Raw genomic sequence first — 21,735 nt, 5'->3', positions numbered from 1 at the left:
TGGGCGTGCCCCCGCCCCCCCCCCCGCCCCCCCCCCCCCCCCCCCCGGCCCCCCCGGGGGGGGGGGCCCCCCCCCCGGGGGGGGGGCGGGCGCCCCCCCCCCCCCCCCCCCCCCCCCCGCCCGTCTGTGCGTATGCCTGTCGGCACGCATGTCGGTACGCCTGTGCCTACGCCCTGTTTCGTGAGCCTTATCTCGCCCGTCCCTCGCCTGGTGCAAATGGCTTCAATAGGGGTCTAAACGGATGTTCGTCACGATGGTGTCGCCCGATTGGCGTGTATGTTCCGGGGCCGAGAGCCATGGAAGGGACCAACCCGGTGAACAAGAAGCTCGCGGCCGCGCTGTCCGGCGGTGCGGTACTGGTACTGGCGCTGTCGGGATGCGGCGGCAGTGACGACAACAGCGACAAGCTGAACTCCTGGGCCAAGCAGGTCTGCGACGCGGTGAAGCCGCAGGCCAAGAAGATCTCGGCCGCCAACACCGCCATCCAGAAGCAGACCTCGGACAACAGCACTCCGGCGGACGTCCAGAAGACCGACGCCCAGGCCTTCCAGGACATGTCCGATGCCTACAAGGCGATCGGCAGCGCCGTGAACAAGGCCGGGGCGCCGGATGTCGAGGGCGGCGAGAAGAAGAAGACGGACGCCGTCAAGGAGCTCAACACCATCTCCGCGTCGTACGGCGACCTCAAGAAGCAGGTCGACGACCTCGACACGAAGGACCAGGCGAAGTTCGCCGACGGTCTGAAGGGGATCGCCACCCAGCTGGACAAGTTGAGCCAGAGCGGCAACGACGCCCTCGCGAAGCTTGAGGAGGGCGACGTGGGCAAGGCGATGGCCAAGCAGGAGAGCTGCAAGAGCGCGTCCCCGTCGGCTTCGGCGACGAAGAGCTGAACCCGGCGGAGTCGCTGCCCGGCGCCGGGGTGCCGTTCAGGCCCTCCGGCGCGGGCTCCCGCTCCGGCGGATCGCATAACGCGGACCACGTGCAGAGGGCCACGTAACGCAGACCACGTAACGCAGACCACGTAACGCAGACCACGTAACGCAGACCACGTAAAGAGGGTCACGTAAAAGAGGTCACGTAACGCGGACCACGTAACGCGGGTCGGTGACGCGGATCCGGTGGCGCGGGCCACGTCGGCGGCCACGTACGCGGGCCCCGTACCCCGTAGCGCACGCCTTGTGGCGTGCGTCCGGTCAGGTGGGTGACGCGGGGAGGCGGGCCGCCGCCCGGCGCCGTTCGCGCGTCACAATGGGCGGGTGAGTAACACCAGCCTGGCACCGCTGCCCTCGTCCGACCGCACCGACGTCACCGCACGGCTGCGGGACGCCCTCCTGAGCGCCTCCTTCAGCGCCGACGGGCTGCTCGATCTGCTCGGCGCCCCCGCGTACGCGGCGCTGGCCCGCAGTGAGACCGTGCCCGCGCTCCGGGCCACCCGGGGCGACTCCCCGCTGGAAGCGCTCGTACGGCTGTTTCTGCTGCAGCAGCCCGTGCCGCACGCGCGCGTGGCGGACGTTCTGCCGGTGGAGGACTGCCTGGAGGGCGGTTGGCTGCTCCGCGTCGGCGGGGACGAGGTCGCGGCGGCGGTCGACGTACGGCCGTACGGCGGACCGGGCGGCGAGGACTGGTTCATCGTCTCGGACCTGGGCTGCGCGGTCGGCGGGGCCGGCGGCATCGGCAGCCATGACGAAGGTGTCGTACTGGGAGTGGGCGGCGCGTCCACGACCCTCGCGGGCATCACCGTGCGTGCCCCCGCCGCCTCCGCGCTCGATCTCGGCACCGGCTCCGGGATCCAGGCGCTGCACGTCGCACAGCACGCCACGCGCGTGAGCGCGACCGACCTCAACCCCCGCGCGCTGCACATCACCGCGCTCACGCTCGCGCTGTCCGGGGCCCCGGCGGCCGACCTGCGCGAGGGCTCTCTCTTCGAACCGGTGGCCGGCGAGACGTTCGACCTCATCGTCTCCAACCCGCCCTTCGTGATCTCCCCCGGCGCCCGGCTCACCTACCGCGACGGCGGGATGGGCGGGGACGATCTGTGCCGCACGCTCGTTCAGGAGGCGGGGGAGCGTCTGAACGAAGGGGGATACGCGCAGTTCCTGGCCAACTGGCAGCACGTGGAGGGCGAGGACTGGCAGGACCGGCTGCGCTCCTGGGTGCCGCGCGGCTGCGACGCGTGGATCGTGCAGCGCGAGGTCCAGGACGTCACGCAGTACGCCGAACTGTGGCTGCGCGACGCGGGGGACCACCACGCCGATCCCGTGGAGTACCAGGCGCGGTACGACGCCTGGCTGGACGAGTTCGAGGCGCGCGAGGTGAAGGCCGTCGGCTTCGGCTGGATCACGCTGCGCAGGTCGGACGCGGAGCTGCCCTCGGTCGTCCTGGAGGAGTGGCCGCACTCCGTCGAGCAGCCGCTCGGTGACACCGTGCGCGCGCATTTCGAGCGGGTCGACTATCTCCGTGAACACGACGACGCGGCCCTGCTGGAGGCGCACTTCACGCTGGTCGGCGAGGTCGTGCAGGAGCAGGTCGGGCTGCCCGGTGCCGAGGACCCGGAGCACGTCGTGCTGCGCCAGCACCGCGGGATGCGGCGGGCCACGAAGGTGGACACGGTCGGCGCGGGTTTCGCGGGCGTCTGCGACGGCACGCTGAGCGCGGGAAGCATCCTGGACGCCATCGCCCAACTGGTCGGAGAGGATCCGGTGTTGCTGCGCGACCGGACGCCCGCCCAGATCCGGCTGCTGGTCGAGCAGGGGTTCATCGAGCCCGCGGCGCGGTGACATCGCGGCGCCGCGAGCCGACAAGTACTCGCGGAACCAGGGATTCATCAGAGCGGGGTGCGGGGTGCGCGGTGCCGACGGCGCGCAGACGAGCGGAAAGATGTCGGCGCCCGGCGCGGTGTGACGGACTCCACCCGATGACATGGTCGGCTCCGTGTGCGTGCGGTGGCCGGTCCCTTCCGGGCGGTCGGCTCCCGATGCGGCAGTCGTGCGGCAGTCGTGCGGCAGCGGTGTGGGTCGCGGGGTGAGCCGTCCCGCGTCAGGGCGCACGGAGCCGGCCGCCTCCCGTTCACCCCGGGTTGGGATTCCGGCTTCCCGGAGGTGCCAGCGTCCCGACCAGAGCGTGCGAGGGCGATATCCGCAGCGCGCGAAGGCGAGATCCGGAGCACGCCAAGGCGAGATCCGGAGCGCGCGAAGGCGAGATCCGGAGCACGCCAAGGCGAGACCCAGGGCCTGCGAAGGCGAGATCCGGAGCACGCGAGGGCGAGACCCAGGGCCCGCCAGGGCGGGACCCGGGGACATACGAGGGCGGAGGGACGAGTCGTGGAGAGTGGACCGGCGATCTTCACGGGATCGGTGTTCGCCCTGTTCGGAGGCGGACTGCTGCTGTGGACCGCGGTCCGGCTGCGGCAGCGCGCCCCCATCGCCCATGGGGTGAGCCCCGTCGCATCGGCGACGGTCGCGGGCTTCGCCGGGACGGCTGCCGTGCTCCTCGCCGTGTGGTGTTTCACTCGCCTCTGAGCACCGGCAGCCATCGACGCGCCGGTCGGCCCCGCTCTCCGGGCAACCCCTCCCGCTCTCCGCGCGCTGCAGCCCCGCCGCCCGCGCAACGCCGCCCCGCCGCAGGGGAAACGCCGTCTCCGCTGTCCCGTGACCGCCGTACGGCGACGGGCGCGGGCAAGATCGAAGCCGTACGAACTTCCCCTCTCCGGTAATTGAGAGGTCACGCTCCGGATGTCTCGGAAAGGGCAGGTCGGTACTCCGGGCGGCAGGAATGGCGGGAGTCGGGTTACCGTTCGAGTGGCCGTTGCGGGCTTTTCCCGTTTGACAGGGGGGCGGGATGTACCGTCACACTCCGCAGCGTCAGCATGACCCGACCCCCGGGTTCAAGGCCTGGGGCGAGACCCCCTGCGTCGACCGGAGAGAAGAGCGAAGTTGTCCCCGACCAGCGAGACCGCACACGGCGGCCGCCGACTCGTCATCGTCGAGTCGCCTGCCAAGGCGAAGACGATCAAGGGCTATCTCGGCCCCGGATACGTCGTCGAAGCGAGTGTCGGGCACATCCGCGACCTCCCCAACGGCGCCGCGGAGGTGCCCGAGAAATACACCGGCGAGGTGCGTCGGCTCGGTGTGGACGTCGAGAACGACTTCCAGCCGATCTACGTGGTCAACGCTGACAAAAGGGCCCAGGTAAAGAAGCTCAAGGACCTGCTGAAGGATTCCGACGAGCTCTTCCTCGCAACCGATGAGGACCGCGAGGGCGAGGCCATCGCGTGGCACCTTCTTGAGGTCCTGAAGCCCAAGGTCCCCGTCCACCGGATGGTCTTCCACGAGATCACCAGGGACGCGATCCGCAGCGCCGTCGAAAACCCGCGTGAGCTCAACCAGCGCATGGTCGACGCCCAGGAGACCCGCCGTATCCTCGACCGTCTCTACGGCTACGAGGTCTCGCCGGTCCTGTGGAAGAAGGTCATGCCGCGGCTGTCGGCGGGCCGTGTCCAGTCGGTCGCGACCCGTCTCGTCGTCGAGCGGGAGCGCGAGCGCATGGCCTTCCGCTCCGCCGAGTACTGGGACCTGACCGGCACCTTCGGCACCGGCCGCGCCGGCGACCGCAGCGACCCGTCGAACCTGGTCGCCCGGCTGACCGCGGTCGACGGCAAGCGTGTCGCCCAGGGCCGTGACTTCGACTCGCTCGGTCGGATCAAGGGCGCGAACACCCTCCACCTGGACGAGGTCAACGCCCGCGCGCTGGCCGCCGCCCTGGAGAACACGAACTTCTCCGTACGGTCCGTCGAGTCGAAGCCGTACCGACGCTCGCCGTACGCACCGTTCCGTACGACCACGCTCCAGCAGGAGGCGAGCCGCAAGCTCGGCTTCGGCGCGAAGTCCACGATGCAGGTGGCGCAGAAGCTGTACGAGAACGGCTTCATCACCTACATGCGTACGGACTCCACGACCCTCTCGGCAACCGCGATCACCGCGGCCCGCGCTCAGGTCACGCAGCTCTACGGCGCGAACTACCTGCCGGACAAGCCGCGTACGTACGCCGGGAAGGTCAAGAACGCGCAGGAGGCGCACGAGGCGATCCGCCCCTCGGGCGACCGTTTCCGCACCCCGGCCGAGACGGGTCTGACCGGTGACCAGTTCCGGCTGTACGAGCTGATCTGGAAGCGGACCGTCGCCTCCCAGATGAAGGACGCGGTCGGCAACTCCGTCACCGTGAAGATCGCGGGCAGGGCCTCCGACGGCCGGGACGCCGAGTTCAGCGCGTCCGGCAAGACGATCACCTTCCACGGCTTCCTCAAGGCGTACGTCGAGGGCGCGGACGACCCGAACGCCGAGCTGGACGACCGTGAGCGACGCCTTCCGCAGGTCAACGAGGGCGATCCGCTGTCCGCCGAGGAGATCTCGGTCGACGGCCACGCGACCAAGCCCCCGGCCCGTTACACCGAGGCCAGCCTGGTCAAGGAGCTGGAGGAGCGCGAGATCGGCCGCCCGTCGACGTACGCGTCGATCCTCGGCACGATCCTCGACCGCGGCTATGTGTTCAAGAAGGGGACGGCCCTGGTGCCCTCCTTCCTGTCCTTCGCCGTGGTCAACCTCCTGGAGAAGCACTTCGGGCGGCTCGTCGACTACGACTTCACGGCCAAGATGGAGGACGACCTCGACCGCATCGCGCGGGGCGAGGCCCAGTCCGTCCCGTGGCTCAGGCGCTTCTACTTCGGCGAGGGCGAGGCGACCGGCGCCGCGGAGGCGGGCAACGGCGACGGGGACCACCTCGGCGGTCTCAAGGAGCTCGTCACCGACCTCGGTGCCATCGACGCCCGCGAGATCTCGTCGTTCGCCGTGGCCGGCAGCGACATCATGCTGCGCGTCGGCCGCTACGGGCCGTACGTCGAGCGCGGTGAGAAGGACTCCGAGAACCACCAGCGCGCCGACGTCCAGGAGGACCTCGCACCCGACGAGCTGACCGTCGAGCTCGCCGAGGAACTGCTCGCCAAGCCGAGCGGCGACTTCGAGCTGGGCGCCGACCCGGAGTCGGGCCACCAGATCATCGCGCGTGACGGCCGCTACGGCCCGTACGTCACCGAGGTGCTGCCCGAGGGCACCCCGAAGACCGGCAAGAACGCCGTGAAGCCGCGTACGGCCTCGCTCTTCAAGTCGATGTCCCTGGACACGGTGACGCTCGCGGACGCGCTCAAGCTGATGTCGCTGCCGCGCGTGGTCGGCAAGGACGCCGAGGGCGTGGAGATCACCGCGCAGAACGGCCGCTACGGCCCGTACCTGAAGAAGGGCACCGACTCCCGCTCCCTGACGAGCGAGGACCAGCTCTTCACGATCACTCTCGACGAAGCCCTCGCGATCTACGCGCAGCCCAAGCAGCGTGGCCGCGCGGCAGCCAAGCCGCCGCTGAAGGAACTCGGCGACGACCCGGTCAGCGGCCAGCCCGTCGTCGTCAAGGACGGCCGTTTCGGCGCGTACGTCACCGACGGCGAGACCAACGCGACCCTGCGGTCCGACGACAGTGTCGAGGAGATCACTCCGGAGCGCGGCTTCGAGCTGCTCGCGGAGAAGCGGGCGAAGGGGCCGGCGAAGAAGACGGCCAAGAAGGCGGCGAAGAAGGCCCCCGCCAAGAAGGCGCCCGCGAAGAAAACAGCGGCAAAGAAGACAGCTGCTACGAAAACGGCGGCAAAGAAGACCACCACCGCGAAGAAGACGACCGCCAAGAGCACGACCGCGAAGGCCACGGCTGCCAAGGCGACTGCCGAGGACTGAGCCGTTCTTCACAGACGCCGCACAAAGGACTGAGCCGCTCTCCGCCCTCGGTCGGAGACCGGTCCGGCGACGGTCCGGAGGCGGACCGAAGGTGGACTGGATCTTTCACCTTCGGTTCCCGCAACGAACGCCCCGACACCACTTGGTGTCGAGGGCGTTCGCATGTTCGGGGCCCTATCCGGGGACCGGGTGCGTCCGGATAGGCTGGCAGGATGACGCGAGCCGAGCAGCCAACGGCCCACACTCCGGCCCCCGACGACTCCCTGGTCGCGGACTCACGGGAGCGAGCCGTCCGGGCGCTGTTGCGTGTACCGCAACTGAGGCGGCTGTGGAGCGCCCAGTTGGTGAGCGGCGTCGGTGACGCGCTCGCCCTGTTGGTGCTGGTCCTGCTCGCCCTGCAGGCGGCGGTGTCCGACGGCTCCTTCGGAGGCGGCTACCGCGGAGTGGCCCTCGCCGTGTCGGCGGTCTTCTGCGCACGCATCCTCGCGACGCTGCTCTTCGGAGCGGTGCTTCTGGGCCCGCTCACCTCCCTCACCGCCCAGGACGGCCCGCTCGACCGCCGCTGGACCATGGTCGGCGCCGACGGCGTACGGGCCGTACTGCTGATCATCGCGCCCCTGTGGATCGACTGGACCCCGGAGAACGCGCTGGCCGTCCTCCTCGTGACGGCGTTCGTCATCGGGGTCGCCGAGCGTTTCTGGACGGTGTGCCGCGAGAGCGCGGCGCCCGCGCTGCTGCCCGCGCCGCCCCTGGAGGGTGCGACGGTACGGCCGCTGCCGGACCACATGGACGCCGTGCGGCGCCTCGCCCTGCGTACGGGATTCGTCGCGGCGCCCCTCGCGGCGGCGACGCTCGTCGTCGCCGGACTCCTCAACAACCTGCTGGGTGCCGGACTCGCGTGGTTCGACCAGCATCAGGCGGCGCTCGCCTCGTACGTCTCCGCGGGCCTGTTCGCCGCGTCCCTGTCGGTACTCACCTTCCTCGAAGTGCCCGACGTGCGGACCCCGCGCGCGCGGTCGCCGCTGGAAGGGCTGCGCCGCCCCAGGACGGGCTCGGGCATCGACAAGGGCCGCACGGGGGCCATCCCGCTCCTGGTGCTCGCCTGCGCGGCCGTCGCCGGGGCCGTCGCGGCCGCCGTCGCCGTGGCCGTGCTGCACGCCAAGGACCTGGGCGGCGGCCCGGTGACGTTCGGGCTGCTGGTGCTCGCCGTGACCGGCGGGGTCGTGGTCGGCATCCGTACGGCGCCCAAGCTGCTGCCGTCCCTGTCGCGCCGGCGCCTGCTCGCCCTGGCGATCGCCTTCACGGGAATCGCGCTGCTCGCCGCGGGACTCGTCCCGGACGTCACCACCGTGCTCCTGATCGTCGGCCTCGCGGGCATCGGCGCGGGCGTCGCCGCCAACACCGGCCACGCACTGCTCGACCAGGAGGCCGAGGACTACCGCCGCGCGCGTACGACGGAACACCTGCACGCACTCGTACGGGTCTTCGTGGCCGTGGGCGTCCTGGTGGCGCCGCTGGTGGCGGCCGCCATCGGTCCGCACCGTCTGGAGAACGGCAAGTTCGTGTTCGCGCACGGTGGCGCCGCCTTCACGCTGATGCTGGTCGGCGCGCTGCTCCTGCCGGTCGCCGCACTGGTCCTCGCCAAGGCCGACGACCGCTCCGGAGTACCTCTGCGGCACGATCTGCGGGACGCGCTGCGCGGCGGGGACGACCCGGTGCAGGCGCCCACCGACGCCGGGTTCTTCATCGCCCTGGAGGGCGGTGACGGGGCCGGCAAGTCCACCCAGGCCGAGGCGCTCGCGGAGTGGATCCGGGCCAAGGGACACGAGGTCGTGGTGACGCGCGAGCCCGGCGCCACCCCCGTCGGGAAGCGGCTGCGGTCGATCCTGCTCGACGTGTCGTCGGCCGGCCTCTCGCACCGCGCGGAGGCGCTGCTGTACGCCGCCGACCGCGCGGAGCACGTGGACACCGTGGTCCGGCCCGCCCTCGAACGGGGCGCGATCGTGGTGTCGGACCGGTACATCGACTCCTCGGTGGCCTACCAGGGGGCGGGGCGCGACCTGTCCCCGACCGAGGTCTCCCGCATCAACCGGTGGGCCACGGACGGGCTCGTACCGCATCTGACGGTGCTGCTGGACGTGGCGCCGGAGACCGCGCGCGAGCGGTTCACCGAGGCGCCGGACCGGCTGGAGTCGGAGCCCGCCGAGTTCCACGCGCGCGTGCGCTCCGGTTTCCTGACGCTGGCCGCCGCCGACCCCGGCCGCTACCTGGTCGTCGACGCCGGGCAGGAGCCCGAGGCCGTCACGACCGTGATCCGGCACCGGCTCGACGTGGTGCTGCCGCTCTCCGAAGCCGAGATCAAGGCCAAGGAGGAGGCGCGCAGGGCCGCCGAGGAAGAGGCGCGCCGCAAGGCCGAGGAAGAGGCCGCCCGCAAGGCCGAGGAGGAGCGGCTGGAGCGCGAGCGCCAGGAGCAGCTCGCCCGGCTGCGCGCGGAGGAGGAAGAGCGCAAGCGGCTCGAACTGGAAGAGGCGCAGCGGCGCGAGGCCGAGCGGCAGGCCGAGGAGGCCCGGCAGCGCGCCGAGGCCGCACGCGTGCGTGCCGAGCAGGAGAAGGCACGGCAGCTCGCGGAGGAGAAGGCCCGCGCGGCCGAGGAGGAGCGCCGGCGCAAGCAGGCCGAGGAGGAGGCGCGGCTGCGGGCCGAGGCGGAGGAACGGCGCCTGGAGAAGCAGCGGAAGGCCGAGGAGGCGCTGGTCCGGGCCGAGGAGGCGCGGCGGGCGGCGGAGGCCGCGGCCGCGGCTGCGGCGGCCACCACCGCATCGGCGGCTGCGGCGGCTTCGGCACGGGCTGCGGCTGCGGCGTCCGCGGCTGCGTCTGAGTCGTCCGCGTCTGAGTCGTCCGCCTCTGTGGGGGCCGCGCCTGTGGCTTCCGGGCCTTCCGGGCCTTCCGGGCCTTCCGGGCCTTCCGGAAGGGCTGGGTCCGGTCAGGTGGCGGGTGGTTCGGGCAACGCTAGCCCGGACAACGAGAGCCCAGGCAACGAGAGCCCGGACAACGAGAGCACCGTGCAGACGCCCATGGTGACGCCCACGAACGCGTCCGGTGGTCCGGTCGACGAGACGGCGGTCCTGCCTCCGGTGCCGGCGCGGGATGCCCGCCCGACCGCTGGGACGGGCGCTGGGAAGGGCGCTGGGACGGGCGCTGGGAAGGGTCCCGGCCCCGGGTCGGCCGACGGTTCGGCCGGTGACGAGACGGCTGTGCTGCCGCAGGTGCCGCAGCCCCCGCAGGGCGCCGCCGATGAGACCGCGGTGCTGCCGCCGGTCCGGCCGGAGCCCGCCGCGGACGAGACGGCGGTTTTTCCCCCGGTACGGGACGAGCGTGCGGTACGGGACGAGCGTGGCCGTGGGCCCGAGGACCGGGTGCCTCCCGGGTACGGAACCGGGGCCGGAACCGGGGCCGGAACCGGAACCGGAACCGGGACCGGGACTGGGACTGGGACTGGGACTGGGACTGGGGCTTCCGACGGTGGCACTCGTGAGTTGCCCCAGGTCGATGCCGAGGGCAGGCCCAGGCGGCGCCCCCGTTCGGACTGGGCGGAGGAGACCCCGCTGGACGATCTGCCGACGCTGGCCGACGAGCTGCTGGGCCCGCGCGAGGACGACGAGCAGGACGAGGGGAACGGGCGCCGGCGGCGCTGACGGCATCGAGGGCAGGGGCGTCGGCGGCGGGGCGGTGTCGGCCTCGGGCCTCGTTGTCAGTGCCCTCCCGCACAATGGGACGCGGCAGGCACCCGTGCGGCAACGAACGCGGCAGGCACCCATGCGGCAACGAACGCGGCAGGCACCCGTGCGGCAACGAACGCGGCAGGCACCCGTGCGGCAACGAACGCGGCAGGCACCCGTGCGGCAACGCGCACGGTAGCGGTTGCGGTAGTGGCTGCGGCAGCGACGGCAGGTTCGACGAAAGGGCGGCGCCCCATGACCGTATGGGACGACCTGGTGGGCCAGGAGAAGGTGAGCGGGCAGCTTGAGGCCGCCGCGCGGGACGCCGACGCCCAGGTCACCGCCGTCGCGGCCCGGACCCCGTCGCCCGAGGCCTCGAAGATGACGCACGCCTGGCTCTTCACGGGTCCGCCCGGTTCGGGTCGCTCCACCACGGCGCGTGCCTTCGCGGCGGCCCTGCAGTGCACCAGCCCCGACCGCGCGCTCGGCGGGATCCCCGGCTGCGGATTCTGCGACGGTTGCCACACGAGCCTGATCGGGACGCACGCGGACGTGCAGATCATCCGCACCGACCTACTCTCCATCGGTGTGAAGGAGACGCGCGACCTGGTCCGCCGCGCCCAGCTGTCCCCGGCGGTCGGCCGGTGGCAGGTCATCGTGATGGAGGACGCCGACCGCCTCACCGAGGGCGCGGGCAACGTACTGCTGAAGGCCGTCGAAGAGCCCGCCCCCCGTACGGTCTGGCTCCTGTGCGCGCCCTCCCTGGAGGACGTGCTGCCCACGATCCGCTCCCGGTGCCGCCACCTCACGCTCCGGACGCCCTCGGTGGCCGCGGTCGCCGATGTCCTCGTACGCCGCGACGGCATCGAGCCGGACATCGCCTCCGCCGTGGCCCGCGCGACCCAGGGTCACATCGGGCGCGCCCGGCGACTCGCCACGGACGAGCGGGCCCGCGCGCGCCGGGCCGCCGTGCTCAAGCTGCCGCTGCGCGTCGACGACGTCGGCGCCTGCCTCAAAGCGGCCCAGGAGCTGATCGACGCGGCCTCCGAAGACGCCAAGCAGGTCGCCGAGGAGACCGACGTCAAGGAGACCGAGGACATGAAGACGGCCCTCGGCGCGGGGCAGGGCGGCCGTATGCCGCGTGGCACCGCGGGTGCGATGAAGGAGCTGGAGGACAAGCAGAAGCGCCGCAAGACGCGTACGCAGCGCGACAGCCTGGACCTGGCCCTGATCGACCTCACGGCTTTCTACCGCGATGTGCTCGCCCTGCAGTTCGGCACGGATCTCGCTCTCGCCAACACGGAGATGCAGGACGCGCTGGACCGGCTGGCGAGGGGGTCGTCGCCCGAGGCGACCCTGCGCCGGATAGAGGCGATCGCCGCGTGCAGAGTGGCCCTGGACCGGAATGTGGCGCCGCTGCTGGCGGTGGAGGCCATGACGATGGCGTTGCGGGCGGGGTGACGCGGGTCCGCACAGTGGGCTGCGCGGACCCGGCAATGGGCTGAAGCGGCGGGCTGGCGGCGTTGAGCACCGACCGCGACGGGCTGACGCTGACGACTGACACCGGCGGCTGATGCCGGCGACTGACACCGACGGCTGACACCGGCGGCTGACGCTGCGGGCCGGCGCAGGTCGATCAAACGGAGAATTAATGGCGTCACTCGTACGAGGCACGTTCGCCACTCTCGGCAATCATTCCGTCGCACAGGGTTACGCTCGGTCGATGTACATCAGGCGCCGGCCCGGGGCATCCCGGGCCCACCGATCCCTCCGCGCGTACGGCACCCTGTTCGCCGTCGCCGGACTCCTCGTCCCCGCCTGCTCCGCGGGGAGTTCGACGCGCTCCGCGAGCCCGGCCGGGTCGGTGGCGTTGCACGCGCTGCCCGAGGCCACCCCGTCCGCGCTGTCCCCGTACTACGCGCAGCGGCCGGACTGGCGGGCCTGCGGTGTCGCCGGCTTCGAGTGCGGCACGCTGAAGGCCCCGCTCGACTACGCCGAGCCGACCAAGGGCGACATCCGGCTGGCCGTGGCCCGCAAGAAGGCCACGGGGCCGGGCAAGCGGATCGGCTCGCTGCTCGTCAACCCGGGAGGGCCGGGCGGATCGGCGGTCGACTACCTCCAGTCGTACGCGGGGATCGGCTACCCGGCGAAGGTGCGCGCCCGCTACGACATGGTGGCGGTGGATCCGCGGGGCGTCGCACGCAGCGAGCCCGTCGAATGCCTCACCGGGCGCCGGATGGACGCGTACACGCAGACGGACACGACCCCCGACAACGCGCGCGAGACCGGTGAACTGGTCGACGCCTACAAGGAGTTCGCCGCAGCCTGCGGACAGCGCTCGGCGAGCCTGCTGCGCCATGTGTCCACGGTCGAGGCGGCCCGCGACATGGATCTCGTACGGGCCGCGCTGGGCGACGAGAAGCTGACGTACGTGGGTGCCTCCTACGGCACGTTCCTCGGGGCTACCTATGCGGGCCTGTATCCGGAGCGCGTCGGCCGGCTGGTTCTGGACGGCGCGATGGACCCGTCCTTGCCCGCGCGGCAACTGAACCGGGACCAGACGGCCGGCTTCGAGACGGCCTTCCGGTCCTTCGCGAAGGACTGCGTGGGGGAGTCGGACTGCCCGCTGGGCGGGAAGGGCACGTCGCCGGAGCAGGTCGGCAAGAACCTGAAGGCATTCTTCCGGCAACTGGACTCCGCTCCCATCGACGCGGGCGACGCGGACGGCCGCAAGCTGGGCGAGGCGCTGGCCACGACCGGTGTCATCGCCGCGATGTACGACGAGGGGGCCTGGCCGCAACTGCGCGAGGCCCTCACCACGGCCATGCAGGACAAGGACGGCGCCGGCCTGCTCGTCCTGTCCGACAGCTACTACGAGCGCGAGGCGGACGGTACGTACGCCAACCTGATGTCCGCCAACGCGGCGGTCAACTGCCTGGACCTGCCCGCGGCCTTCACCTCCCCCGAGGCGGTCGAGAAGGGCGTCCCCGACTTCGAGAAGGCCTCGCCGGTGTTCGGTGAGGGCCTCGCCTGGGCCTCGCTGAACTGCGCCTACTGGCCGGTGAAGCCGACCGGCGAGCCGCACCGCATCGAGGCGAAGGGCGCCGCGCCCATCATCGTCGTCGGCACGGTCCGGGATCCCGCGACCCCCTACCCGTGGGCGCAGGCCCTCGCCACCCAGCTCTCCTCCGGAGCACTCCTGACCTACGACGGCGACGGCCACACGGCGTACGGCCGCGGCAGCGCCTGCATCGACTCCGCAATCAATCAGTACCTGCTCGAAGGAACCCCTCCGCAGAAGGGAAAGCGCTGCTCGGCGACCTGATCACCGGTCCGCTGCCGGTCCGCTGCCGGTCCGTCGGCGAGCCCGCCGGGGGTCCCTCCAGGGCAGGTGCGGAGCACCCTCGGAAACTGTGTAGACTTGCTGACGTTGCCGATCGCACCATAGTTCTGGCAGCGCGCCGCCTTAGCTCAGATGGCCAGAGCAACGCACTCGTAATGCGTAGGTCTCGGGTTCGAATCCCGAAGGCGGCTCTGAGGAACCCCAGGACTCACTCGCCGTGACCTGGGGTTTTTCTCTGCCCTTTGCCTTATGGCGCGACATCAGCCCGGTCCGGGAGCCGCCGCCGTAGGCGCCGGTGGCCGACCGGTGGCCAAACGTGCAAACGGCGTGCAGTGGCGATCGGGCAGGTACAGAGCCGAGAAAATCTTGCTGAGCGTGGTCATGCCTGGGCCGTTCTCGCCCACCAGCGCGACGACTTCGCCGCGCCGAACCTCAAGGGATACGTCGTCGAGGGCGGGGCGGTCGGCGCTCGGGTACTGGAAGGTGATGTTCTCGGCGCGTACGACGGTGGGGGCGGCTGGCGCCTGGGGGCCGCGGTCGATGCGGTGTCCGCCGGCTTCGTCGATGAAGTCCGCCCAGTGGTCCAAGTACATTCCGGTACGGAAGAGTTGTGCCCCGTAGCCGACGACTCCGTCCCGTCCTGAGCTGACGCGGCCAGTACGAGTCCTCCAAGACCGGCGTCACTCCGGATGACGTGGACCGCTTCTGGCAGGCATTTCTCCGCCGCTTCGACCTGGAGCACACCTTCCGCTTCGCGAAGCAGACCCTCGGCTGGACCACTCCAAAGCTCCGTACTCCCGAGGCAGCGGACCGCTGGACCTGGATCCTGATCGTCGCTCACACGCAGCTCCGGCTCGTCCGGCCTCTCGCCGAGGATCTCCGCCGACCCTGGGAGAAACCCGCCACTTCCGACCGGCTCACCCCTGTCCGGGTCCGCCGGGGGTTCAGGAACATCCGCGCTCACCTCGCCTGCCCGACCCGTGTTCCCAAACCACGAGGTGCAGGCCCCGGACGACCACCTGGCGCCAAGAACCAATACCGGGCCCCCCGCTACGACGTCGGCAAGACCGTCAAACGCTCCGAGACCCTCAAGGCCATCGGCAAGCCTGGCAGGTCCTGGTAGATGAAGAACAAGCTTAGAAACTGTTTCTGAACCTTTCGTTTCATCAACCTGTAGCCAGGGCCGTCGGGCTGGAATGTGGGGCTTACGGCCACCGTACGCGTGGCGCCCCGGCCGCTTCCTGCCGGCCAGGGCACCACGGTGTCCTTCGTCAAGCCGCTGTCACCGGGCTTCATGCTCCTGGTTCGGCAAGGCTTAGGTGCTCATCCGGGCGAGGCTTTCTCGCCCTCCTAAGGACGCTGGCCCGGCTTGTCGACGACAGTTCGCTCGATGACCGCGCTGGACCCGGTGAGTTCGCCCTTCTTCTGCCCGTCGGGGAGGTCTTGAACAGCGACGACGCGCTCCCCCAGGAATTGCTTCGTCTCCTTGTCGAAGATCAGCTCCTGGCGCTCGCCATCGTTCACGCGCGCGACGGCCACGCCGTGCCGTCCCGCCGCGTCGACCACGTCCGAAATGACGACGACCCCGGGAATTCTGGCTGCCGCGCGGTAGAGAGCTGCGCTCTGAGCGGGCGGCATCAGCCCTTCGAATGACAGATTACCGACCTGCACGAAGGTGTTCTGGTCCTCGCTCTCGCCCCCGTCGCTGACCCGGTGGAGCCACTTCAGCATCTTGTCGGGATCGGTCGGCAGGGTTTCCAGATTCCGGTAGTTGGTGGAGGCCTCGTAGAGCGGCTCGGGCTTCAGTGCCTCCTCGTCGGCGAAACCGTAGTCAGGCTCGCGGAGCAGCCCCGTGTGCAGCCCATCCACCGACAGCCAGACCTCCCGCTTGTGAAGGGGATCCAGTTTCGCCTTCTTGCCCTCCTCGTGCGTGGTGTAGCCCACCCTGCTCTCGACGTACACGAACTGGTCGTCACGGATGCCATGGGGCACCTTCGCGCGCTCGGCGGCCAACGCGATGTCCTCCAGCAACGCCACAGCCTCCTTTGTCGGCGGTTGCGCGCTTGCGCCCCCGTCGGACGACGGGAGGAGCACGAAGGTGACAGCGGCCGCGGTGGCGACGGCCGCCGCGGCGAACCCGGGCCGCATCCACTTCCCGCGTCCAGAACTCTGCGCGGGCGCCTCGGTCTGCCGGATCTCGGTCATCAGATGCTCCTTGAGGAGTTCGTGACGGCCCGGAGGAAGGCTTTTCTCGGGAAGCTCGGTCATCGGTTTCCCTCCTTGATGGGCCTGACCGCAGTAGCGCGGTCACCTCTCATCTGTCCGTGTCCGGAAAGCGGTTCCACATGTTTCGCGAGTTTTGTTCTTGCACGGGAGAGCCGCGATCGCACGGTTCCGACAGGCACCCTGAGCGCCTCGGCCGCCGCCGCGTAGTCGAGCCCCGCCCAGACGCAGAGGGCCAGTACTTCCCGATCGGCCCTGCGAAGCTCGGACAGTGCCGTCCGTACGAGAGCCAGCTGTGCCGAGTCATCGAGACGCCCGGCGATCTCGTCGGCGAAGTCACGCTCGATCTCGCCCCGGGGAAGTCGCGCGACGGCGGCCGCGTGTCTTCGCGCCGCCCGGCGCGTGTTGCGCGTGACGTTGGTGGCGATGCCGAGCAGCCAGGGCCGCAGCGAACCGCCTTCCTCATTGACCTTCTCGCGCAGGCGCCAGGCGTCCAGGAAGGTCAGCGACACGACATCTTGGGCCTGCGTCCAGTTCCCCGTAAGCCGGAAAGCATGGTTGTAGACGGAGCGTGCGTACGCGTCGAAGAGCTCACCGAAAGCGCCGTGATCCCCCGTGCTGATGCGTTTCCGCAGAGTCGTATCCACACCTTCCATCTGTCCGTACGGCGAAGGGCGGTTCCAGTGACTCACGTCACAGGGGGTCGGTCTTCGCCGACATACCTCGTGGAGGTCAGAGCGGCATGCGGTCGGCGCCGGACTCAAGCAGTCGGCACAGGCGGGAAGATGCTGAATGACTGCGGGTTTGGCCCAGTTTGGGCCGCCTGCGGCAGATAATGCGGGCTGACGGCGCACCGGACGGCGGGACGGGCCTTGCGTCGGGTGAGCCGTCGTGTCATCAGGGTGATTGCCGCCCACGTGATCAGCGACTCGTTCATCTCGGGGAGGCGCTCGTGGTCGCGGCAGTGCCGTCTGGCCCGCATGATCCAAGACCAAGACCCTCATGGCCGGACGCGCAGGCGTCCCACTCCTCCGCCATCGCGTCGTACTGATCGCACACCTACGCCGCCGTGATGCGGACCGGCCGACCCTCACGCCGAGATGATCTCCAGCTACGAAAATCTTGCCAGAGCCAGCTTAGGTCGTACGCCGACACCGGGCCGAAGACGGCTGGCTCACGCCGCAGCATCGCGACATCCGCTAGGCAGTCACCGCCCAGTGCGACCGCCAGAGCGACGTCCAGGAGGATCTTGCCGGGATCGTAAACGGCCCGCGGTTTGCGCCACGGAGTCAGAGCTGCGGATATCGCCTGGTCACAACCCGTCTTGCGGACCGTCTCCAGCAGCGGGACCGCACCGGCCTGCGAGAGCACCTGCCGACCGTCTCCCCGGACACGGACACGTGGGTACGACGAGAGAGGCTCTCTCACCTGGAAAGTGCTCTTTCCTTGCAGCCAACAGGACTCTCAGCAAGTCCTATCGCTGCGGGGCAAGGGCACTTTCCGTTTTTCTGATCAATTCTTGGACAGTCCACCTCGTGAAAGCGCGAGGTTGGGGCGCCGAAGCCGATGCCGACAGCGATGCAGCCGACACCGGTGGAACACAGAGCTGCCGTAGCAGCTACTCCCAGGACCCCACCGGCTGTTCCTCCGATGGCTTCGCCGATATCGGGGAGACTCAAGAGGTGTGCGGGGCTGATGCGGTTGACGGGGTCGCCGCTACTCCAGCCCGGTTCTAATCAACGGTAAAAATGCCAACAATAATTCCAGCCGCTATTATGATCACCCATAGGGTGACTTGAATCTTATTGGAGTTAGTCACGATCTACCACCGATCGGGCGGAACTCTTATGGGCTTCTGTGGTGTTAGCCGCTTTCAGTGACGACCGGCTGCCCCGTCGCACGGGGCAGCCGGTCATGTTTGAGCCCACTTGCCTGCGCGTCTTATGGCGGGCTCATTTTCATCTGGCTGTTACTGGCGTTGCCGTCTGCGGTTACTGAAGTACAGCGCGATGAATACGACCAAGGCGACGGTGAAGAGGCCTGTGACGACAAATCGCAAGGTAATCCATACGGGTCCAGAGGGGTCCCAGATGGCGTCTGCGAGGTTCAGAAGGACAGCTATGGCGAAGGCGCCCAGCAATGCGTTCTTTGCTCTCGCTGTTCTTTCTTGAGCCGTCGACATCAGCGTCCTTTCATTCCGTGACCCATGCGTACGGGTTGAAGCAACTGTTGAGGTCGCCAGCCTCATCCTTCAGGGAGTTGTCCGTGTCATCCCAGGCTTTTTTGGCGTAGCAGCCGACAGGCGCGGCGCTGGAGGCTCTGCCCAAGAATTTCGGGCCCTTGGTTTTCGCGAAGTTGAGAACGCCCGAGTACCAGGCCAGTCCGGTGGGGTCGATGCGGTTGACGGGGTCACCTTCGGCGTAGAGGTAGGGGTTCTGCTCTTGGCCGGAGGGGTCGGGGCTGGTGAAGCGGCCGATGTTGGGGTCGTAGTAGCGGGCGGCGAAGTGGTAGAGGCCGGTCGGGTCCTGGTAGCCGGCTGCGAACCGGTAGGGCTGGGGGACCGTCTCCGTTGTTGTGTCGCGGGTGACGCCACGGGGGCTGTAGGCGTACGTGTTGGCCTTCGCGCCCGACTCGTCGGCGAGCGCGACGACGGAGCCGAGCGCGTCGGTGAGGTAGTAGTACGCCTTGCCTCCAGCCGTCACGGAATTCAGCGTGCCCCCGGGTTCGCGGTTGAATCCCGTGTCCGCTCCGGCAGTTGACGTTCCGGACAGGCCCAGGGGACCGTTGTGGAAGTAGGTGTCACCGAGGCGGATTCGCTCCGACTGGTCGGTCGAGCCGTACTGGCCGGTGTAGGTCTTGCCGCCCGCTGTGATCGAGGTCAGCTGGGAGTAGTCCGACCACTTCTCGCCGGTGCGGGTGCCTTCCGGGGTGGAGGCGCCGGCGGTCTCGTTGCCGGTCTGGTCGTAGGACCAGTTGGCGGTCGAGCCGTTCTTGGAGGTGATCTGCTGGGCGTCGTTGACGGTGTACGTCGTGCCTCCGGGGCAGCCTGCCGCGGTGCCCTGGCTGGTGAGGTTTCCGGCGAGGTCGTAGCAGTAGAGCCAGGAGGCGTTGAGGGTGGTGCCCTTCTTCTCCTCGGCGTAGGAGAAGCGGCCGGCGCTGTCGTAGGTGTAGGTCGTCTTCAGCCCGGTGACGTTGTCGGCGGAGGAGCGGATCTTGCTGCCGTCGGTCGTGCCGCCGGTTCCGTAGCCGTAGGTGTAGGCCAGATCGACCAGCGTGCCCTTGGGTGAGGTGGTTTTGATGGTGGACGGCCGGCTGGACTTGTCCGGCTCGACTTTCTGCAGCGTTCCACCCGGGTACTTCGTGGTGGTGCGGAAGTCGTTGCTGTTGTACTCGTACGCCGTCACTCGGCCCTGTGGGTCCTTGAGCTCCTTGAGCTTGTTGACCTCGTTCCAGGTGTAGTCGGTCTTGCCCGTGGGGTCCTGGTAGTAGTCGACGTTGCCGGCCGGGGTGTAGGCCAGCAGGGTCTGTGAGCCGTCCTGGAGGGTGCGGACCGTCTCACGCTGGAGCGGATCGAACTGGTACTTGATCACGCCGGTGCCGTCCGTGCGCTGGGCGAGGTTGCCGTCCCCGTCGTACCGGTACTCCACGGTGTCGTTGGTGGAGGAGACCTTCGTGAGGCGGTCCCGGTTGTCGTACGTGTACACGGTCTTGATGCCGCGGCCGTCGGTGAGCGTCTCGGTGCGGCCCAGCGCGTCATAGGTGTAGGTCGTCTTGCCCAGCGGGGCGGGCGGGGTGGCGGTGTCGAGGTTGCCCTTGGTGTCGTGGTGGAAGGTGGTGGTGACTGTCTTCGTCGACGACATCTTCGTCTTCTGGGTGCAGCGCTGGCCTTCGAACCCGCCGCAGGTGGGGGTGGCCGGGTTGTAGGTGTAGGAGATGTTGCCGCCGCCGGTGCCGGTCTGTGCGACGGACATGGTGTTGCCGGCCGTGTCGTACGTGTACTCGGTCTTCTCGCCGTCCGGGTTGGTGGAGTCCTTCGGGACGTCGCCGCCGGCGATGGTCTGCCAGTTGTTGACCGTCTTGGCGCCGGTCGGCAGGGCCACGGTGTCCAGGTTGTTGCGGGTGTTGAAGCCGTAGTCGGTCACGTTGCCCGTAGAGGTCCCCGAGCCCATGGCGTCGGTGGCGGTGTCGATGTTGTGGTTGGCGTCGAACTTCGTGGACCGCTTGTGGGTCAGCGCGTCCGTCACCTCGGAGACTTCGCCGTCGGCGTTGTGCTTGTACGAGGTGCTGTGGGACTCCGGGTCGGTGACCTTTGTCGTGCCCGCGGCGGACGGCGTGGTGGTGTCGTAGCTGTAGGTCCAGGTGGGGCCGGTGTGGGCGGAGCCGTTGAAGTCGGTGGCGCGCAGCATGGAGGTGACGCGGTTGGCGTCGTCGTAGGTGAAGGCGGTGACGCGGCCCTCGGCGGTGGTGATCTTGTTGATCCGGCCGGAGGAGTCGTGGCCGAAGACGGTGGACTTGCCTTCGGTGTCGGTGGTCTTGGACAGGTTGCCGGACGGGTCGAGGTCGAAGACGGCGGTGCGGCCGGTGTGGTCCTTGGCCTGCCACTGTGAGGCGTCGGTCTTCAGCAGGTCGATCGACCGGCCGGAGCGGTTCTCGGTGAGTTTGAAGCCCTTGTGCTCGCTGCCCTCGTCGTGCTGGGTGACGGTGATGGTGCCGTTGTTGCGGTCGGTGACCTTGGTCAGGGTTCCGTTGGCGTTGTACGTGTCCTTCGTCCCGGACTTGCGCTGGGTGAGGGTGTAGGTGCCGTCGGCGTTCTTCTTCAGGTCCTTGCTGTAGCCCTTGGGTGTGGTGAAGGAGCCGTCCGTGTTCTGGGTGAAGCGCAGGGTGTCGCCGGAGGCGTCGTACAGCACCGTTTCGGTGTCGGAGATCTGCAGGTAGCGCTCGTACTGCTGCCACCATCGCTGGGAGACCTTGCCCCACGGGGCGTCCAGGGAGTTGTAGGTGCGGGCCAGGGTGAGCTTCTGGCCTACGCCGGCGATGTCGAAGTCGGTCGCGGTCAGCATCAGATTGCCGGTCGAGTGGTCGATCCGGGCGGTCAGCGCGTCGGTGATCGCGAAGTCTGTGATGCGGTGCCAGGGAACGTCACCCTGGCCCTCCGGAACAAACGCCAGCGCGTCGCCATCCGCCCCACCGGCATGACCAGAATCTGAGCCGGACTTGCCGCTCCTCGGGGCAGGGCGGGTGGCACGTTCCTTCTGGGCCTTGCGCCAGGCCACCACCTCCGCCGACGGTGACTTCTCCGCCTCCGTCGGCACCGGCTCGGTGGAGCCGACCTTCACCTCCGGCATGTCGAAACGGGGCGCGTCCTTGCCCCACGCCGAGGCAGGCTGCGGTTCGTCCGCGAACGCTTCAGTGGCCGGAAGCACCGACAGAGCCAGTGCACTTGAGGCGATGACGGCCATGACGGCCAGGCGGGATGATCTCTTACGGGCACGCCGAACGGGCATGCCTAAGGCACGAGTGTTCAAGGCTTCCCCCACAGGAAGACGGATCCCGGTGCACCCCAGTGGTCACCGGAAGCGCACAAGGTGTCACAGGAACCGCACAAAATTTCGGTTCCTACCCCGGAAGTCACATCTCATGCAGCCCGGAATCCGCCCCACCCCTTGAACCGTCCATAACG

General features: G+C 69.4%; 11 protein-coding genes, 1 tRNA gene and 3 pseudogenes. 9 read left to right on the top strand and 6 right to left on the bottom strand.

What is annotated here, in order from left to right; translation table 11 throughout:
- Nucleotides 1-296 precede the first annotated feature (296 nt).
- From ACIOKD_RS30050 to ACIOKD_RS30015, 8 genes are all read left to right on the top strand, one after another.
- Nucleotides 297-890, top strand: coding sequence for a small secreted protein (locus ACIOKD_RS30050; protein ID WP_402090200.1), 594 nt, complete (start codon nt 297-299; stop codon nt 888-890).
- 366 nt (nt 891-1,256) lie between these two features.
- Nucleotides 1,257-2,777, top strand: coding sequence for a methyltransferase (locus ACIOKD_RS30045; protein ID WP_402090198.1), 1,521 nt, complete (start codon nt 1,257-1,259; stop codon nt 2,775-2,777).
- Between the two features lie 543 nt (nt 2,778-3,320).
- Nucleotides 3,321-3,518 (top strand): hypothetical protein, encoded by a 198-nt coding sequence (locus ACIOKD_RS30040; RefSeq protein WP_402090196.1) that lies wholly within the window; start codon nt 3,321-3,323, stop codon nt 3,516-3,518.
- A gap of 414 nt (nt 3,519-3,932) precedes the next feature.
- Entirely contained in the window at nt 3,933-6,773 is a 2,841-nt protein-coding gene (gene topA / locus ACIOKD_RS30035) for a type I DNA topoisomerase (RefSeq protein ID WP_402090194.1), read from the top strand.
- A 212-nt stretch (nt 6,774-6,985) separates the two neighbouring features.
- On the top strand, nt 6,986-10,465 hold the full coding sequence (gene tmk, locus ACIOKD_RS30030; protein ID WP_402090192.1) for a dTMP kinase: 3,480 nt from the start codon (nt 6,986-6,988) through the stop codon (nt 10,463-10,465).
- A 279-nt stretch (nt 10,466-10,744) separates the two neighbouring features.
- The gene (locus tag ACIOKD_RS30025; protein WP_402090190.1) at nt 10,745-11,950 is read left to right on the top strand and encodes a DNA polymerase III subunit delta'; all 1,206 of its coding nucleotides are present in this window, start codon (nt 10,745-10,747) and stop codon (nt 11,948-11,950) included.
- Nucleotides 11,951-12,212: 262 nt separating this feature from the next.
- Nucleotides 12,213-13,814 (top strand): alpha/beta hydrolase, encoded by a 1,602-nt coding sequence (locus ACIOKD_RS30020; RefSeq protein ID WP_402090188.1) that lies wholly within the window; start codon nt 12,213-12,215, stop codon nt 13,812-13,814.
- A 135-nt stretch (nt 13,815-13,949) separates the two neighbouring features.
- Nucleotides 13,950-14,023: transfer RNA gene (locus ACIOKD_RS30015), tRNA-Thr, on the top strand.
- 69 nt (nt 14,024-14,092) lie between these two features.
- Here the strand turns inward: ACIOKD_RS30015 and ACIOKD_RS30010 are convergent.
- Entirely contained in the window at nt 14,093-14,425 is a 333-nt protein-coding gene (locus ACIOKD_RS30010; protein ID WP_402090186.1) for an ATP-binding cassette domain-containing protein, read from the bottom strand.
- A gap of 71 nt (nt 14,426-14,496) precedes the next feature.
- Between ACIOKD_RS30010 and ACIOKD_RS30005 the strand changes: the two are divergent.
- Nucleotides 14,497-14,955, top strand: a pseudogene (locus ACIOKD_RS30005) (transposase); the annotation flags it as partial.
- A 227-nt stretch (nt 14,956-15,182) separates the two neighbouring features.
- Here the strand turns inward: ACIOKD_RS30005 and ACIOKD_RS30000 are convergent.
- From ACIOKD_RS30000 to ACIOKD_RS29980, 5 genes and pseudogenes are all read right to left on the bottom strand, one after another.
- A complete protein-coding gene (locus tag ACIOKD_RS30000; protein WP_402090184.1) occupies nt 15,183-16,100 on the bottom strand; it encodes a CU044_5270 family protein in 918 nt (305 codons plus the stop codon).
- On the bottom strand, nt 16,097-16,711 hold the full coding sequence (locus ACIOKD_RS29995) for an RNA polymerase sigma factor (RefSeq protein ID WP_402090182.1): 615 nt from the start codon (nt 16,709-16,711) through the stop codon (nt 16,097-16,099). Before ACIOKD_RS29995 ends, ACIOKD_RS30000 begins: the two co-directional genes overlap by 4 nt.
- A 221-nt stretch (nt 16,712-16,932) precedes the next feature.
- Nucleotides 16,933-17,052: pseudogene (locus tag ACIOKD_RS29990) on the bottom strand (IS5/IS1182 family transposase); the annotation flags it as partial.
- Nucleotides 17,053-17,201: 149 nt separating this feature from the next.
- A pseudogene (locus ACIOKD_RS29985) lies at nt 17,202-17,483 on the bottom strand (transposase); the annotation flags it as partial.
- A 764-nt stretch (nt 17,484-18,247) separates the two neighbouring features.
- Nucleotides 18,248-21,514, bottom strand: coding sequence for an RHS repeat-associated core domain-containing protein (locus ACIOKD_RS29980; protein ID WP_402090329.1), 3,267 nt, complete (start codon nt 21,512-21,514; stop codon nt 18,248-18,250).
- Nucleotides 21,515-21,735 lie beyond the last annotated feature (221 nt).

The organism is Streptomyces sp. NPDC087844 (assembly GCF_044742785.1).
Taxonomy (GTDB): Bacteria; Actinomycetota; Actinomycetes; order Streptomycetales; family Streptomycetaceae; genus Streptomyces.
Note: the sequence above shows the minus strand (reverse complement) of the source record. Positions and strands in the feature narration are given on the sequence as shown.